The following is a 16,689-nucleotide window of genomic DNA, read 5'->3' as shown; positions in this document are numbered from 1 at the left end:
CCGGCTTAGCGCTTCGAGCGCACCGCCGAGCTGCTGCGGGATTTGAACAAATGAATGTTTTCAAGCGCTTTGCCTGTGCCGATCGCGACGCAGTCCAGCGGATTTTCGGCAACGATCACCGGCATGCCGGTTTCTTCCGCAAGCAGCTTGTCCAGGTTGCGCAGCAAAGCGCCGCCGCCCGTAAGCACGATTCCGCGGTCCATAATGTCCGCAGCCAGCTCCGGCGGGCATTTCTCCAAGGTTACCTTCACGGCTTCGACAATGGCGTTCACCGTATCGGAAAGAGCTTCACTGATTTCGTCGGACGTAATCGTGATCGTCTTCGGCAAGCCGGTAACCAGGTCGCGGCCGCGGATTTCGCTTGTTTCCACCTGCTCCAGCGGCAGCGCGGAGCCGATTTCCATTTTGAGCTGTTCGGACGTTCTTTCCCCGATCATCAGGTTGTATTGGCGTTTGATGTACTGGATGATCGATTCATCCATTTCATCGCCCGCCACGCGCACGGAGCGGCTCGTTACGATCCCGCCAAGCGAAATGACGGCCACTTCCGTCGTACCGCCGCCGATGTCGACGACCATGCTCCCTGTCGGCTCCCATACCGGAAGGTCGGCGCCGATGGCTGCCGCAAACGGCTCTTCAATGGTATAGGCCTCGCGCGCTCCGGCCTGCTTCGTCGCATCCTCCACCGCACGCTGTTCGACGGCCGTAATGCCGGAAGGCACGCACACCATCACGTTCGGATGGCGCTGGAACATCGAGCGCTGTTTTTGAGCTTGACGGATAAAATATTTAATCATGGTTGCCGTCGTGTCGAAATCGGCGATGACGCCGTCTTTCATCGGACGGATGGCACGAATGTTGCCCGGCGTGCGGCCGATCATTTTTTTAGCGGATTCGCCGACGGCCTCGATGCTTTTCGTATCCGTACGGATCGCAACAACCGAAGGTTCTCTTACGACAATTCCTTTTCCACGGACGTAAACAAGCGTATTCGCCGTCCCCAAGTCAATTCCCAAATCTTTCGTGAAGCTCCCTAACATGCTGTAATCTCCCTTTCCTTGTCAATCTCAACTATTATATTACATCAAGCCTTGCTCCTTCAAACTGACGAATTCCCCGTCGCCGATAATCAAATGATCCAGCACTTCGATCCCCACGATTTCTCCCGCTTCCTTCAGTCTTGAAGTGAGGGAAATGTCTTCGGGGCTTGGGGCCGGATCGCCGCTCGGATGGTTGTGTGCGCACAGGATCGAAGCGCTGCTTCGCTTGATCGCGGCGCGGAACACCTCGCGCGGGTGGACGATGGAGGCATTCAAGCTGCCGATTGAAAGCGTCTCTTGAGCAATAATGTGATTTTTCGTATTTAAAAACAGACAAACAAAATGTTCTTTTTGCAAGTAACGCAGCTGCTCCATAAGCACGTCCGCCGCATCGCGCGGACTGCGGATGACGACGGGCTCGTCCATGCGGGTCCGGGCCAGGCGCTGCCCAAGCTCGATTCCGGCTTTCAGCTGGACGGCTTTGGCGCTGCCGATGCCTTTGATGGCCATCAATTCCTCGGCGCTCATGTCCACAAGCCGGCGCATGCTGCCGACCTGCTGCAAAATGCGCTGCGCCAAATGGATCGCGGACTCCTGCTTCGTTCCCGTCCGCAGCAAAATGGCGAGAAGTTCAGCGTTGCTTAAAGCGCTGGCCCCATACTGCAGCATGCGTTCTCTCGGTCGTTCCTGATGGGGGATGTCGCGCAGCATATACAATTGCGGCTCCATAATTCCCCTACTTTCCTTTCACTCAAATCTCATCCACGTTCAAAGGACGTCGATCCCGAATTCCGACAACATGTCGCTCAGCAGCGAAACGGGCAAACCGACGACGGTAAAATAACAGCCCTTGATGCTTTCGACGAGCGTGGAACCGAGGCCTTGAATGCCGTAAGCCCCCGCTTTGTCGCGAGGTTCGCCGCTTCGGATATAGGCTTCGATCTTCGCGTCCGTCAGCTCCTTCATGACGACCCGCGTCATTTTGTGCCGAACGAGCGATTGTCCCGTAGCCGCGTCTATGCAAGCAACGCCCGTATATACTTGATGGGTTCTCCCCTGCAACGATTTCAGCATGCGAAAGGCGTCCGCATCGTCAGCAGGTTTGCCGAGGACTCGGTCCCCGAGCACAACGATCGTGTCGCTTCCGACGATGACCGCATCTTCGGACGGGCCGCCGATTTGCTCGTAAACGGCTTTGGCTTTGCGAAGCGACAAACCTTCTACGATCTGATCGGGGGTCCAGTCGGTTGGAGTATGTTCATCGGCATGGCTCGGATGAATCTCGTACGGAATATGTAGAGAAGCGATCAGCTCCTGCCTTCTGGGTGAGGTAGATGCCAGGACGACCCGGCGCGAATGGTTTGATTTCAATGAAAGGATCTCCTTTGTCTTGTAGTTACAGCCTGCGATACAGCCACACGGAGACGATGATGCCGATCAAACTTAGCAGGCTCATTTTGAATTTAATGGTGATGTCGTAGCTGATAATGTCCAAATTAGCTTGCGGAGACCACTCCAGCTTCGTGGAAGCGGTCAGAAAGGAGAGGGCTTGTACAGGTTCCAGGGCCTTTGCGATCCAAGCACCCGCCAGCCAGCCAAGCAGCAAAAACAAGAGCAGTATACCTACGTTTTTTTTCATCCTTCTCTTCCCTCGCCATAATTTGACACCCAATTTATTATACGGTTATTTGAACGGCAATACAAACAGAAATCCGGCATGGGGAACTATTTCCAATTCCATGCCGGATGCGCTCTGTTACTTGAATTTTTGGGCATACAAACTCCTTCATGCGCTTCAAACGCGGTACTTACGCTTTTCCTAGTCTGGAAATCAGTTCCTTTTGCTGCATGACGTATTGCATGATCCGGGACTGCACCTCCCAGAGCAGCGACTTGTTCGCGTTGCGCTTGTATTCCGTCAGCGCCGAAACCGCGCTGTTCATCGTTTGCTCGATTTGCGCCCCCAGTTGTTCCTCTTCTTGCCCCAATCCGGTCTGGAACGACTTGATCGCTTCGGTCCAGCGGCTATGGACGTCGGTTATGGCGGCCTCATCGCCCTCATTCAGCGCCGTCGCCTTTTCCTTGCTCAGGAGCGCCGCGGAAAGGCGGCTCAGCTTCGACGCCAGCTCGGAGCTCGTCTCGAAATAACGTCTTGCCGTGTCCGCATCGCCGGCAAACTTCAGCTCGCTGACCGCCGGAATCGTTATTTCCTTCACGTACAGCTCGACGCCCTGGCTTTTAAGCTGGCTGCTCAACAGCTTGGCCTGTTCGCGGTCGGCCGAAATGCCGGCATACACGCGGCTTTTCTGGTCCGGGTCGATTCCTGCGGCGATACCGTATTGCTCGAGTTCTTTTTTTGCCTGCTCGGCCCGCTCCCCGCTGCTGAAAACGCCATATTGAAGCATATAATACGACTCTCCTTTGATCGAAACGGCGACGGGTGCGGCCTGGGCTTGCCCTGCCGTGCTTTTTGCCGCGTTTTCCGACACCGGCTTTACAGGGACATTGGCGCCGCCCGACCCGTCCTTAAAAAAGGTTAAAATGACGAAACCGAACAGCGCCCCGGTGACAACCGCGCCCGTAATCGTTCCGATCATCTTCCACAACGACGTCGGACGTCTTGGCCGATAAGAAATCTCCCCCCGCTCCGGATATATGTCGTCGGCCAAGTCTCGCCATTCCCCTGAACGGCCGGCCTCAAAATCATGGAATTCCGCATCTTCCGGCCGATCCCGGCGGCGCTCCTCTTTACGGTCGTCCCTCGGCCATCCCGAAAGCAGCTCGTCCCAAGGTTCGTCTTTATGGAAAGGATCCGACCAGCCCTGCATCGATCCCGACACGACGTGCAAGTGGTCCCGGTTTTTGCCCGGCACATCCTGTTGATGCTCCTGCCGCGGAGGCTCCACGATGGCCGACTTCTTCGGCGCGCGTTCCTTCTCCGGCATCGGTTTGAACGTTTGCGCCGCCGGTTTCTTTTCTTCCTGCGGAGCATCCGGCTCACGCGGGTTTTCCTGATTGAACCGGAAAGTCATTCTCGCCTTGTTCACGGTCATACACCTCACCCTTGTCTCTATTACAAGGAATATATGACGGATTGTCCGAACTTATGCTGCCGCAACCTGCGAAAAGAGGACGGGCTGCAAGACAAAAGCCGACCGGCAGACGATTCGGCGAAGATGGAACCGGTCTCTATAACCAAAGCCAAAAAGGGCCTCCAGGCCGCAGCAAACGCCGCGGCCTGGAAAGCCCTTTTTCCGAAATCCGTTCCAAATCTATGTAAGCCGCGGCCCTTGCAGGGCTACAGCTCCTTCGCCAGCTGATAGCCGACCTTCCATATGTCACCGGCCCCCATCGTAAGCACGAGAGTTCCCGGATTGATTCTCTGCTTCAGGTCGGCCAGCACGTCCTCCTTGGTCGGAAGGTATCTGGCCCCGCCGTTGCTGTTTTGCACGATCAGTTCCACCAGCTTCGAGGAGTGCACGCCTTCGATCTGCTTTTCTCCCGCCGGCGAATAAATGTCGGTAATGATCACCTCATCCGCCTCGCCGAATGCGCGGCTAAACGCATCCAACAAGAAGAAGGTGCGGGTGTACCGCTGCGGCTGGAATATGGCGATGATCCGTTTGCCCGTCGCTTTGGCCGCGCTGATCGTGGCTTCGATCTCCGTCGGATGGTGGGCGTAGTCGTCAATGATCAGAATATCGTTTTTTTCGCCCAGCACCTGGAACCGGCGCTTCGCCCCATGAAACTTCGAGATGGCGGCAACGATTGACTCGAACGGAACTCCCGCCTTCAGGCAGGAAATGACCGTCGCCATCGCGTTGTATACGTTGTGGCGGCCCGGCACCGACAATTGCACCGTGCCAAGCGGCTGGCCTTTGTGGTTCATCGTAAACGAAACTTGGCGGTCGCCAAGCGCCAGGTCGGTTGCCGTATACTCCGCATTCACGTCGTCAATGCCGTACGTTGCCACCTGGCAGCGGATGCCCGGAATGATCGCCTGGATATTGTCGTCATCCGCGCATACGACGGCCGTGCCGTCCTCGCGGATCTGATTCAGAAACTGAACGTAAGCTTTTTTCAGCTTTTCAAAATCGCCGTCGTAATTTTCAAGATGGTCGGCTTCGATGTTGGTCACGATGCCGAGCCAAGGGTGATATTGCAGAAACGAGCCGTCGCTTTCATCCGCTTCGGCCACGACAAAATCCCCTTTGCCTGCTTTGGCGTTCGTGCCCACGTTCATGATTTCCCCGCCGATGATATACGTCGGATCGACGCCGCATTCTTCCATCACCAAAGCGATCATGGAGGACGTCGTCGTTTTGCCGTGAGCGCCCGCTACCGCAACGCCTTTGCGTTCGTTGAGCAATCTCGCCAGCATTTGCGACCGGTGCAGAACCGGAATGTTCAAATGCTCCGCTTCAACCCGTTCCACGTTGTCTTTCGGCAAAGCCGTCGAATATACGACCAAATCCGCCCCGTGTACCTGCTCGGCCGTATGTCCGATATAAATTTTGGCGCCTTTGGCCGCCAATTTTTCCGTTAATTCCTGGGAAGCCACGTCCGAACCCGTGATCTTGTATCCCATTTCCAGCATAACCCGTGCAATGGCGCTCATCCCGTAGCCACCAATACCGATAAAATGAACATGTTCAGAATTCAACAGATTTTCACCAACCTTTTTCAGAATCGGTTTGACCCAGCAGAGCGGCCCGCACATCCGAAATTAAATAAAGCGTGCCGGATACTACCGCCAAATCCTCCGCTTCTGTCCGTGACTTAAGTAGTTCCAGCGCGTTTTTCCAGTCCGGTTCGACGATGATCTGCAAATCCGGTTTGCCGTAGGAATGCTTCAGCCCCTCCGCGATGTCGCGCAGCGCAGCAGCGTCCATTTTTTTCCGGAAGTCCGGCTCGGTCAGGATAAGCGTATCCACTATAGGAAGTATATGCTTCAAATAGGATTCATGATGCTTATTCGCCAGCATTCCCATCATCAAATTTAACCGTTTATGCGGATAGTGCCGCTCGATGCTTTTCCGCAAGGATTCCGCGCCTTCCGGATTGTGGGCTCCGTCCAGCACGATGCGCGGCGCGGAGCCGGAAGTAATCTCTTCCATGCGTCCGGCCCATGCCGTTTCCCGGAACCCTTTCAAAATGTCTTCCTCTTCCATGACAAAAGCCATGTATTGCCTTAAAACCTCCAGAGCCATCAGCGCCCCGGCCGCGTTGGCAATCTGGTATTCGCCCTTCATGCCGATTTCAATATCGTATTCCCGAAAAGGGCCGCTAAAATGGAAGGATTGGTACGGCCCGTGATTGCCCGTATATTCAAACGTGAATTTTTCCCCCGCCAAATAAAGCGTCGTGCGGCATTCTTCCGCCTTTTTGCGCAAAACCTCGACGGCCTCCGGCTGCTGTACGCAGCTCACCACCGGCACGCCCGGCTTGATGATCCCCGCTTTTTCGAAAGCGATTTGCTCGACCGTATCTCCAAGAATGTCGGTATGGTCCATGCCGATGTTCGTGATGACCGAAACAACCGGGTATACGATATTGGTTACATCCAGCCTTCCCCCAAGACCGGTCTCCCATACGACGATATCCGGCACGCATTCTTCAGCGTAATACAAAATCGCAAGCGCCGTCGAAACCTCGAACATCGTCGGGGATCCGAGCTCGGTCGCCGCAATCTCCTGAACGATCGGATACAGCCGGTTGGCAAGCGCCAGTAGCGTTTCTTCGGGAATGTCCTCGCCGTTGTATTGAAAACGGTTCGTGAACTTGGTGATGTAAGGGGAAGTGAACGTTCCCACGGTATAACCGCTTTGCAGAAGCACCCGGGTCAAAAACGCGCAGGTCGAGCCTTTGCCGTTTGTCCCCGCGACGTGAATGAATTTCAGCCGACGGTGCGGGTTGCCCAGCATCTCCATCATGGTTTCGATTCTGGCCATGCCCGGCCGTATTCCGAAAGGGATCAGCCCGTTAATCCAGTCGGCGGCTTCCGCATAAGTACGCAAATTAGAGAAGCCTTCTAATTGTTCTCCCATGTGCCATTTCACCTTCTGAAATTTATTTGATCCCCGGACGCGAGGCGCGCCCGGGGCAGCAGGTTCCTTATAAAACTCAGCCCTTCAGTTCTTCGATCCGCGCGAGCACCTTGCTACGCTTCTCGGCATAGTCCGCCATTTTCGCCTTTTCCTCTTCGATCACTTTGGCGGGCGCTTTGGATACGAAACCTTGGTTGCCAAGTTTCTTTTCGACGCGTTCCACTTCGCTGTTCAGGTGTTTCAGCTCTTTCTCGAGGCGGGCGATCTCCTGATCGATGTCGATGAGTCCCGCCAAAGGCAGGTAAAGCTCGGCCCCGGTGACGACCGCGGTCATCGCCTTGTCCGGCGCTTCGAGCCCGGTTCCCGCCTTAAAGCTCGACGTGTTGCAGAAGCGCTGTACATAAATTTCATTGCGGTTCACGATTTGGAGCGTTTGGTCGTCCCCGGCGTTAAGCATGAGCTCGACCTTTTTGCTCATCGGCACGTTCACTTCGGCCCGGATGTTGCGAACGGCGCGGATGACATCCATCAGCAAGGACATTTCGCGGGCGGCATCGGCATTTTCGAGGGCCGGATCATATTCAGGCCAAGCGGCCAGCGTGATCGTTTCGCCCTGATGCGGAAGATGCTGCCAAATTTCCTCGGAGATAAACGGCATAAACGGATGGATCATGCGCAGCGTGCGGTCGAGCACGTAGGAAAGCACCGATTTTGTCGTTTTCTTCGCTGCCTCGTCGTCTCCATACAGCGACAGCTTCGAAAATTCGATATACCAGTCGCAGAGGTCATCCCAGATGAAGTTATAAAGCAAGCGGCCGGTTTCGCCAAATTCATAGGCATCTATTAGACGCGTGATGTCCCGGGAAGTTTCGTTCAGGCGGTGCAGAATCCAGCGGTCGGCCGTGCTCAGCTCGCCGCTAATGTCGATGTCGTCATAACTGAACCCTTCAAGATTCATCAGGGCGAAACGCGAGGCGTTCCAGATCTTATTCGCGAAATTCCGTGCCTGCTCAACGCGTTCCCAGCGGAAGCGCAGATCCTGCCCCGGCGTGCTGCCTGTCGAAATCATGTAGCGCATCGCGTCGGCTCCGTACTTCTCGATGACGTCCAGCGGATCGACGCCGTTGCCGAGCGATTTGGACATCTTTTTGCCTTCCGGATCGCGGACCAGGCCATGCATGAGCACGTCCTTGAACGGAATTTCTCCCGTAAATTCAAGCGCGGTAAAGATCATCCGGGCAACCCAGAAATAAATGATGTCGTAGCCGGTCACCAACACATCCGTCGGATAGTAGCGTTTCAAATCGTCGGTTTGGTCAGGCCAGCCCAGCGTCGAAAACGGCCACAATCCGGAGCTGAACCACGTATCCAAGACGTCTTCGTCCTGGTGGAGGTTCCCGGAGCCGCACTTGGAGCATTTTTCAACGTCGTTATAGGCGACATGGATTTCGCCGCAGTCGTCGCAGTACCAAGCCGGGATACGGTGTCCCCACCAAAGCTGGCGGGAAATGCACCAATCGCGAACGTTTTCGATCCAATTCAAATAGGTTTTCTCGAAGCGTTCCGGCACGAAGTTAACGCCTTTGCCCGACTTCTGCGCTTCGATGGCGGCTTCGGCGAGCGGCTGCATTTTGACGAACCATTGCGTGGACAAATAAGGCTCTACGACGGCCCCGGTGCGCTCGCTATGCCCAACCTGATGGACATGGTCCTCGATCCGGATCAGAACGCCCTGCTCCTTCAAGTCCTGGACGATCTGCTTGCGGCATTCGCTGCGGTCAAGTCCTTCGTATTTGCCGGCCTGATCGTTCATCGTGCCCGTTTCGTCCATCACCGTAATTTGCGGCAGGTTATGGCGCAGGCCGACCTCGAAATCGTTCGGGTCATGGGCAGGCGTAATTTTTACCGCTCCGCTTCCGAATTCCTTGTCGACGTACTCGTCGGCGATGATCGGGATTTCGCGCCCGACGATCGGCAGCACGAGCATTTTTCCGATCATGTCCTTGTAACGTTCGTCTTTCGGATGAACCGCGACGGCGGTGTCGCCGAGCATCGTTTCGGGACGTGTCGTCGCAACCGTGATATGCCCGCTTCCATCCTTCAGAGGATAGGAGAGATGATACAGGTGACCCTGCACCTCTTTATATTCGACCTCGATGTCCGACAACGCCGTACGGGCGGCCGGATCCCAGTTGATGATGCGTTTGCCGCGGTAGATGAGCCCTTTTTCATGCAGCTTGACGAATACTTCGCGCACGGCTTTGGACAAACCCTCGTCCAGCGTAAAACGTTCCCTGGAATAGTCGAGGGAGAAGCCCATTTTCGCCCACTGGTCGTGAATGGTTTCCGCATATTTGTCCTTCCACTCCCATACCTTTTCCAGGAACTTCTCCCGGCCCAGGTCGTAACGGGATACGCCTTCCTCGCGCAGCTTCTGCTCCACCTTCGTTTGGGTGGCGATGCCGGCATGGTCAGACCCCGGAAGCCACAGCACGTCATACCCCTGCATCCGCTTGGTGCGGATCAGAATGTCCTGCAGCGTAAAATCGAGCGCGTGCCCGATATGCAGCATGCCGGTGACGTTCGGCGGCGGGATGACGATCGTGTACGGCTTCGCGTCCTTGCGCTGCCCCGCCTTGAAAAACTCGCCGTCAATCCAATATTTGTACCACTTCTCTTCGGCTGCCTTCGGATCATAAGTCGTCGGCATCTCTGTCGTCAATTTGTTGTCCTGCTCTGTCATATTCTTACTCCTCCATCACAAGATCGGCTTCTTCAGGATTGCAATCAATCCTTGGCAAAAAAAACAAAAAAGCCTTCCGTCCTCAAAGGACGAAAGGCTGTTCTTTCGCGGTACCACCTTTGTTTCGCGCCATGGCCAAATGCCAAGCCTGATGCATGCGGCTTCTTTCCATACGGAAGGCTGCCATCATGTACGCGACACTTCATGCAGATAACGGCTGCAGCCGGCCATGCCCTAACCCGAGCGCAAAAGCGAAAGGGATCAAGCAGACAACTCCCGGGCGACTTCGGTTGAAACAGCATCCTGCGGAATCTCTCAGCGCAGCAATTCCGCTCTCTGAAGGGCATGTCAATCCTACTATTCCCGATCATCGTTCTTGACAAAATATATACTCATCATAACTTGGTTATCGACTTTAGTCAACATAACGGGACTGCTCGCCTAAAGTCAATAGACTTTAAGGATTATTATTAACATATGCATGTTTCTTAAACAGGTTCCGCCATGGAAACGGCAAAAAAGCGCCCGGCTCTTTTGAAAGCCGGACGCTTTTTAAGGCAATCTTACGGGATGTACAAAATCTGTCCTTCCTCGACGGTTTGATCCGTCAAGCGATTGTGCAGCAAAATTTCGCGGGCGGTCAATTGATAGCGGTTTGCAATGGTCTCGAGCGTTTCTTCCCGTTGAACGATGCAAAGCCGCACTTTCCGGAATTGATTTTTCTCCGAGCTGCTTCCGAGAAAGAGATTCTGCCACTGGATTTCATCGCTGCCGGTCGATTCCCTTTCCGCTTCCTCCGCCTTCGGCTCTTCCGGCGTAGCCTGCTGCTCCTGATCTTTCAGCGAACGGCTCGACGACAATAGCGAGGAAAAACCGATCGGCTCCTTTTCGCCGGATTGCTGTTCCTTTTTGCTGCCGAACGCAACCCGGGGTTCCCGTTCGTCCTCCGGCGCTTCTTCCTGCGGCACCGGTTCCTGGTGAAAAGCGCTGAACGGGAAGGAGGGCTCAAAGGGTTGTTCCTGCTCGGCTGAAGTCAGGTAGAGGTCCTTTTCCGGTTCCTCGTTCGCTTGTATCGCCGTTTTTTCGGGATGCAGCAGCTCCGATTCGTCCTCATGCTCAAAATGCCAAACGTTTGACTGAACATGGCCCTTGCCGCCGCGCTCCCCGGATTCCTTGTCCGTATGTAACGCGGCAGGTGCAGGCGCCTCCTCAGCTGGCGGCTCCTCTTCGGCAATACGCTGTACGGCCGCCGGTTCGTTGTCCGGCTGCGTTTCGGTTTCGCTTGGACTGCCTGCAGCTTCCGCTGCGGCAGTATCTTCGGCTGCAAACGCCTCCGTCTCCCCGTCATCCGCCGCTGCCGCATCGTACGGCTCCCTGGCTTCCTCCTCATGGGCGCTCGTCTCCCCTTCCTCCAAAAAAGCGGCAAGCACCGGATCCTCCGCGGGATCCTCGGACGCATGTACAACCGTAAATTCATCGGCACTCCATGACGATGCCGGCTCGCTCGCCGCCGTTTCGATGCCGCGGAGCGAAAGAACGCCCGTAATGTTCATGCTCCGTTTGGACAAAAGATCCACGTCGAAGTTTTCGATCTCCACGGAAATCTCGTCCAGCGAAGATACGCGATTCGCCGGAACCGTAATTTCGACGGGAATAAGATGCTCCAGCTTCTGGGTACCGTTATCATCCTCCCCGTCGCCCCTGTACAAGCCGGTTAGCATCAAATGGCCGCGGAGCGCAACCTGTTCATCCTGACTGATGACCTGGATATGGGGCAGCAGCTCGACTTCTTCCAGCTCGGCTATTCCCGGCAGTTCTTCCGATAAATGAATCCGTTCATAAATGTCAAAACGCAAACCGTAGGACTGGTCAAACACGGAATGATGTCCTCCTTTCGGCATATTTCTAACCATGAGCTTCCTCACGGCATGAGCCCCAAAAAGCGTTACTCATTTAATCTATATGCTCCAAATAGAAGGGCATTCCATTTTTGCGCCCGTCCGGCGATTTGCGTCTCTATATTTTCATCTATTTCATTGTATGGTTGACAGCTTCTGCCCAAGCTGCCGCAGATCGTCTGGCCAGGGATCGTCAATTTCGATCCGTTCGCCCGTAAAAGGATGGGTAAAGGCAAGCCGTTCCCCATGCAGCGCCTGTCTGCCGATCAGGGCCGTGCTTCCTCCGTATAGGGAATCCCCGAGAAGCGGATGACCCAGATGGCTGAGATGGACCCGGATTTGATGCGTGCGCCCCGTCTCCAGCTCCAAATGGACAAGCGAGGCGTTTCGGTACGTCTCGCCCAATCGTACGCGGGTAACGGCATGTTGGCCCGTAGGCGATACGCGCCGACGCTGCTTATGGTGGCGGTCTTTGCCGATCGGCAGATCGATCACTTTCAAATCGGCGGACACCTTCCCTTGGACGAACGCGGCGTAGCTGCGGGCGATGCGTTTATGACGCATATCTTCGTCCAGTTTGAGCTGGGCCCAATCGTTTTTCGCATACAGCACCGGGCCGGACGTATCTTGATCCAGCCTGTGGATGTGCCTGACGGCCGCATCCTCGCCCTGCATTTGATAATAAGCGGCGACCGCATGATCCAGCGTCGGCTGCTCCATTTCGTCTTTTCGGCCGTCCGGGTGGATGTTCATGCCTGCCGGTTTATGGACGACCAGGCAAAAATCATCCTCGTACAGCACGTCCAGTTCCCGCCAAACGGGCTTTATGCCCGCCGGCCGAACGGGAAAGAGGGCCAGCCGAAGCCGGTCCCCCCTCCATTCGATCCCTTTGTTGGCCTGCAGCTGCCGAAGCAGCTTTTCCGGCATTCCCAGCGTCTGCAGCAGCCACTGTACCGTAGCCTCATTCCTGTCGGAAGCCCCGGTCAGAACTTTCCCCGGGGTCAGCTCCAGCCACTCGCCGCGGCGGCGCCACGCCGTCACAGATTTTTCAGGGCATTGTAGTTGGCGGCGATGGTCGCGTCGATATCCTCGACGCTGTGGGCGGCCGAAACGAACATGCCCTCGAATTGGGAAGGCGCCACGCTGATGCCTTCCTGCACCAAATTGGCGAAATATTTCGTGAAACGCTGAAGATCGCTGGCTTTCGCCGTATCATAGTTCACGACCGGCCCTTCCGTGAAGAATGGGCACACCATCGAGCCGATCCGGTTGAGCGTTACGGGAACGCCAAGCTCTTTGGCGTTTTTCTCGAATCCGGCCGCAAGGCGCGAGGCGCGTTCTTCAAGCTGGTCGTAAACCGCCGGCGTCAGCAGCTTCAGCGTCGTATAACCGGCCACCATCGCCAGCGGGTTGCCGCTGAGCGTACCCGCCTGGTAGATCGGTCCGGACGGAGCGACCTGCTCCATAATCTCGCGTTTTCCGCCGTATGCTCCGACAGGCAGGCCGCCGCCGATGACTTTGCCTAGACAGGTAAGGTCAGGCGTAATGCCGAACAAGCCCTGCGCACAGTTGATATGTACGCGGAAGCCGGTCATAACCTCGTCGAAGATCAGCAGGCTGCCGTATTGGGTCGTAATGTCGCGAAGTCCCTGCAAAAAGCCGGGGAGCGGCGGCACGACCCCCATGTTGCCGGCGATCGGCTCGACGATGACGCAGGCGATTTCTTCGCCGAAACGTTCGAAAGCCACCTTCACCGATTCCAGGTCGTTGTACGGCACGGTAATCGTGTTCGTCGCCACGCTTTCCGGCACGCCGGGGCTGTCGGGCAGGCCAAGCGTCGCTACGCCGGAGCCCGCTTTGATCAGCAGGCTGTCCGCATGGCCGTGATATGAGCCTTCGAATTTCACGATTTTGCCGCGTCCCGTATAGCCGCGGGCAAGCCGGATCGCGCTCATCGTCGCTTCCGTGCCGGAATTGACCATCCGCACGACGTCGATGGACGGAACCCGCTCGCAGACCAGTCTGGCCATCTCCGTTTCGATCAAGGTGGGTGCGCCAAAGCTGGTTCCTTTGGCCGCCGTTTCCTGAATGGCCGAAATAACTTCGGGATGGGCGTGGCCCATAATGAGAGGACCCCAAGAGCCGATGTAATCGATAAAGCTGTTGCCGTCGATATCGTAAATCCGCGATCCTTGGGCGCGGTCCACGTAAATCGGCGTCAGGCCTACCGATTTGAAAGCCCGCACGGGGCTGTTCACCCCGCCGGGAAGATATTGCTTGGCTTCTTCAAACGCAGCGCGGGAAGCCTCTTCTTTCCGTCTACCATTCATATTGCTCATGAACGTCACTCCCGTATATAAGATTTAGCGCTCCTGCATCCAGCGGGCGGCGTCTTTGGCGAAATACGTTATGATGATGTCGGCGCCGGCCCGTTTCATGCCGGTCAGCATTTCTTCGACGATGGCCTTTTCGTTGATCCAGCCTTGCAGCGCGGCAGCTTTCACCATCGAATATTCGCCGCTTACGTTGTAAGCGACCAGCGGCAAATCGAATTGATCCTTCAGCGTCCGGATGATGTCCATATAGGCGAGCGCCGGTTTGACCATCAGCATGTCCGCGCCCTCCAGCACGTCCGTTTCGGCTTCGCGCAGCGCTTCGCGGGCGTTCGCCGGATCCATTTGGTACGTTTTGCGGTCCCCGAACTGAGGCGCGGAATCGGCCGCTTCGCGGAACGGTCCGTAAAAAGCGGAAGCGTATTTGACCGAATACGACATAATCGGCACATGTTCGAATCCGGCTTCATCCAGCCCGGCGCGAATCGCCTGCACGAATCCGTCCATCATGTTGGACGGAGCGATGATATCCGCTCCGGCTTTCGCCTGGGAGACGGCGGTTTTCGCAAGCAGCTCCAGCGATTCGTCGTTCATGACGTCGCCATGGACCTGGCCGTCCACTTCGAACGTATGAACCATGCCGCAATGGCCGTGGTCGGTAAATTCGCACAGGCAGGTATCCGCTACGACAAGCAGGTTCGGGTACCATTTTTTGATCAAACGGGTCGCTTCCTGTACGATGCCGTCCTCCACAAACGCCGATGTGCCCACGCTGTCTTTCGTTTCGGGAATGCCGAACAACAGCACGGCAGGGATGCCAAGGGCCACGATTTCGTCCACTTCGGGCTTCAACATGTCCAGCGAAAAATGATAAATTCCCGGCATGGAAGAGATTTCGTTTTTCACTCCCGTACCGTGGGTTACGAAAATCGGCATAATCAAATCGTTTACGTTCAGCACGGTTTCGCGCACCAAATTGCGCATGCCAGCCGACTGACGCAAACGGCGGTGTCTTACAATCGGAAAACTCATGATTCATTACCTCCTGTGTCGTTCATGCTTGCTGTTCATTTTGCTTGTTCTTGCCCCTGTTTATCGCTCAGATATGAACAAAGGGAGTCGAGCAGTCCGTCAATCGTCGCCTGTTCGGCCACCACACTGACGCGTAGCCCCGCTTCGGCGGCAGTTTTGGCCGTGATTTCCCCGATGCAGGCGGCTTCCGCTTTGTTCAGCAGCCGGACCGGATCCTGCACGCCCATCTGCTTCAGCTTGGCGATCAGATTCGTTACGGTCGAAGAACTGGTAAAGGTCACCACATGGATGGCCCCTTCCTCAAGCAGCTTCAGAAGCTCCTCGTCCTCATCTCGACTTACGACGGTCTGATAAGTATCTATGGCAGCAACCTCAAGCCCCATTTCGGCCAGCTTCTCCGGCAACCAGGCGCGCGCAAGGTCGCCCCGCGGAAGCAGAACCCGCTGCCCCGGCTTCAGCAGGTCGCCTAAAGTTTCGATCATTCCTTCGGCCTGGAAACGCCCCGGAAGCTCGACCGGAACGATGCCGCGCTGTTTCAGCGCATCGGCCGTGGCCGGCCCGACCGCGGCTATGCTCGCCCGGTGGAGCGCCCGGATATCCCGGCCTTGTTCCTGTAGATGCCGGTAAAAATATTCCACGCCGTTGACGCTCGTGAAAAATACCCAATCATAACTTTCAAGCCTTTGAAAGGCGTCTTCGATCTGTTGAAGCATCTCCCGGTCCTCAGGATATACCGTTTCGATGACCGGAAATTCATAGGCTTCGCCCCCCAGCTCGTCGATCCGCTCCGAGAGTTTGGATGCCTGCGATCTTGCGCGGGTCACGAGGATCCGTTTGCCGAACAAGGGAAGAAATTCGGCCCATTTCAGCTGCTCCCTTTGCAGAACGACATCGCCGACGACGATAACCGCCGGCGGCTGAAAGTTTGCGGCCGACACCCGCTGCTCGATATCCGCCAGCGTTCCCGTCAGCGTCTCCTGCTCGGCGCGCGTTCCCCATCGCACGAGCGCTACCGGCGTGCTGCCGGGGCGGCCGTACCTCATGAGCTGATCCGCAATATAGCCGATCTTGGACACGCCCATCATAAACACAAGCGTCCCCGTCGCATGGGTAACCCGCTCCCAATCGATCATGCGGTCCAGCTTGTCCGGGCTTTCATGCCCGGTGATGATGGAAAGCGACGAAGCCATTTCCCTATGGGTCACCGGGATGCCGGCATAAGCGGGAACGCTGATGGCCGCCGTGACGCCGGGCACGATTTCGTAAGCAATTCCGTTTCTCTTCAGCAGCCCGGCTTCTTCCCCGACGCGCCCGAAAATCGTCGGATCGCCGCCTTTCAGCCGGACGACGGTATGGCCTTCCTTCGCCAAGTCGACAAGCAGCTGGTTGATTTCCTCCTGCTTCATCGTATGCCGGTCCGGCAGCTTGCCGACGTAAATTTTCTTCGTTCCCGGTTTGACCGCCCCAAGCAGCTGCGGGGCTGCAAGGCGGTCATAGACCACCACATCCGCTTTTTGCAGACATTCCATGCCTTTCACCGTGATCAGCTTGGCGTGGCCGGGGCCTGCTCCAACCAGATATACTTTTCCCGCCATC

At 56.1% G+C, this 16,689-nt stretch carries 13 protein-coding genes and 1 other annotated feature; all 13 genes read right to left on the bottom strand.

Annotation, left to right across the window (positions count from 1 at the left end; genetic code table 11):
• Positions 1–5: 5 nt before the first annotated feature.
• The 13 genes from RJP21_RS27190 to cobA all read right to left on the bottom strand — a co-directional run bounded on the left by RJP21_RS27190 (position 6) and on the right by cobA (position 16,688).
• Positions 6–1,040: a rod shape-determining protein gene (locus tag RJP21_RS27190; protein ID WP_036713014.1), complete on the bottom strand. Its 1,035-nt coding sequence runs from the start codon at positions 1,038–1,040 to the stop codon at positions 6–8.
• Positions 1,041–1,079: 39 nt separating this feature from the next.
• Complete coding sequence (radC, locus tag RJP21_RS27185; RefSeq protein WP_160045093.1) at positions 1,080–1,769, bottom strand: RadC family protein; 690 nt, start codon at positions 1,767–1,769, stop codon at positions 1,080–1,082.
• Between the two features lie 39 nt (positions 1,770–1,808).
• A complete protein-coding gene (locus tag RJP21_RS27180; protein ID WP_310862063.1) occupies positions 1,809–2,411 on the bottom strand; it encodes a Maf family protein in 603 nt (200 codons plus the stop codon).
• 25 nt (positions 2,412–2,436) lie between these two features.
• Positions 2,437–2,679 (bottom strand): DUF4321 domain-containing protein, encoded by a 243-nt coding sequence (locus tag RJP21_RS27175; protein WP_160045095.1) that lies wholly within the window; start codon positions 2,677–2,679, stop codon positions 2,437–2,439.
• Positions 2,680–2,848: 169 nt separating this feature from the next.
• Positions 2,849–4,093, bottom strand: coding sequence for an SPOR domain-containing protein (locus RJP21_RS27170; RefSeq protein WP_310862062.1), 1,245 nt, complete (start codon positions 4,091–4,093; stop codon positions 2,849–2,851).
• 245 nt (positions 4,094–4,338) lie between these two features.
• Positions 4,339–5,706, bottom strand: a complete 1,368-nt coding sequence (murC, locus tag RJP21_RS27165; protein WP_310862080.1) for a UDP-N-acetylmuramate--L-alanine ligase — start codon at positions 5,704–5,706, stop codon at positions 4,339–4,341.
• A 4-nt stretch (positions 5,707–5,710) separates the two neighbouring features.
• Positions 5,711–7,087, bottom strand: coding sequence for a bifunctional folylpolyglutamate synthase/dihydrofolate synthase (locus tag RJP21_RS27160; RefSeq protein ID WP_310862061.1), 1,377 nt, complete (start codon positions 7,085–7,087; stop codon positions 5,711–5,713).
• Between the two features lie 76 nt (positions 7,088–7,163).
• On the bottom strand, positions 7,164–9,830 hold the full coding sequence (locus RJP21_RS27155; protein WP_310862060.1) for a valine--tRNA ligase: 2,667 nt from the start codon (positions 9,828–9,830) through the stop codon (positions 7,164–7,166).
• Between the two features lie 82 nt (positions 9,831–9,912).
• Positions 9,913–10,210: a binding site (T-box leader), on the bottom strand.
• A 183-nt stretch (positions 10,211–10,393) separates the two neighbouring features.
• Positions 10,394–11,707, bottom strand: a complete 1,314-nt coding sequence (locus RJP21_RS27150; RefSeq protein WP_310862059.1) for a LysM peptidoglycan-binding domain-containing protein — start codon at positions 11,705–11,707, stop codon at positions 10,394–10,396.
• A 156-nt stretch (positions 11,708–11,863) separates the two neighbouring features.
• Entirely contained in the window at positions 11,864–12,769 is a 906-nt protein-coding gene (locus tag RJP21_RS27145) for an RluA family pseudouridine synthase (protein ID WP_310862058.1), read from the bottom strand.
• The gene (gene hemL, locus RJP21_RS27140; protein WP_310862057.1) at positions 12,766–14,067 is read right to left on the bottom strand and encodes a glutamate-1-semialdehyde 2,1-aminomutase; all 1,302 of its coding nucleotides are present in this window, start codon (positions 14,065–14,067) and stop codon (positions 12,766–12,768) included. Before hemL ends, RJP21_RS27145 begins: the two co-directional genes overlap by 4 nt.
• A gap of 24 nt (positions 14,068–14,091) precedes the next feature.
• Complete coding sequence (hemB, locus tag RJP21_RS27135) at positions 14,092–15,093, bottom strand: porphobilinogen synthase (RefSeq protein WP_310862056.1); 1,002 nt, start codon at positions 15,091–15,093, stop codon at positions 14,092–14,094.
• 35 nt (positions 15,094–15,128) lie between these two features.
• The gene (gene cobA, locus RJP21_RS27130) at positions 15,129–16,688 is read right to left on the bottom strand and encodes a uroporphyrinogen-III C-methyltransferase (protein ID WP_310862055.1); all 1,560 of its coding nucleotides are present in this window, start codon (positions 16,686–16,688) and stop codon (positions 15,129–15,131) included.
• Position 16,689 lies beyond the last annotated feature (1 nt).

This window comes from Paenibacillus sp. VCA1 (assembly GCF_031583795.1).
Classification (GTDB): Bacteria; Bacillota; Bacilli; order Paenibacillales; family Paenibacillaceae; genus Paenibacillus_AQ; species Paenibacillus_AQ albilobatus.
This window is presented reverse-complemented; position numbering and strand designations above follow the sequence as displayed.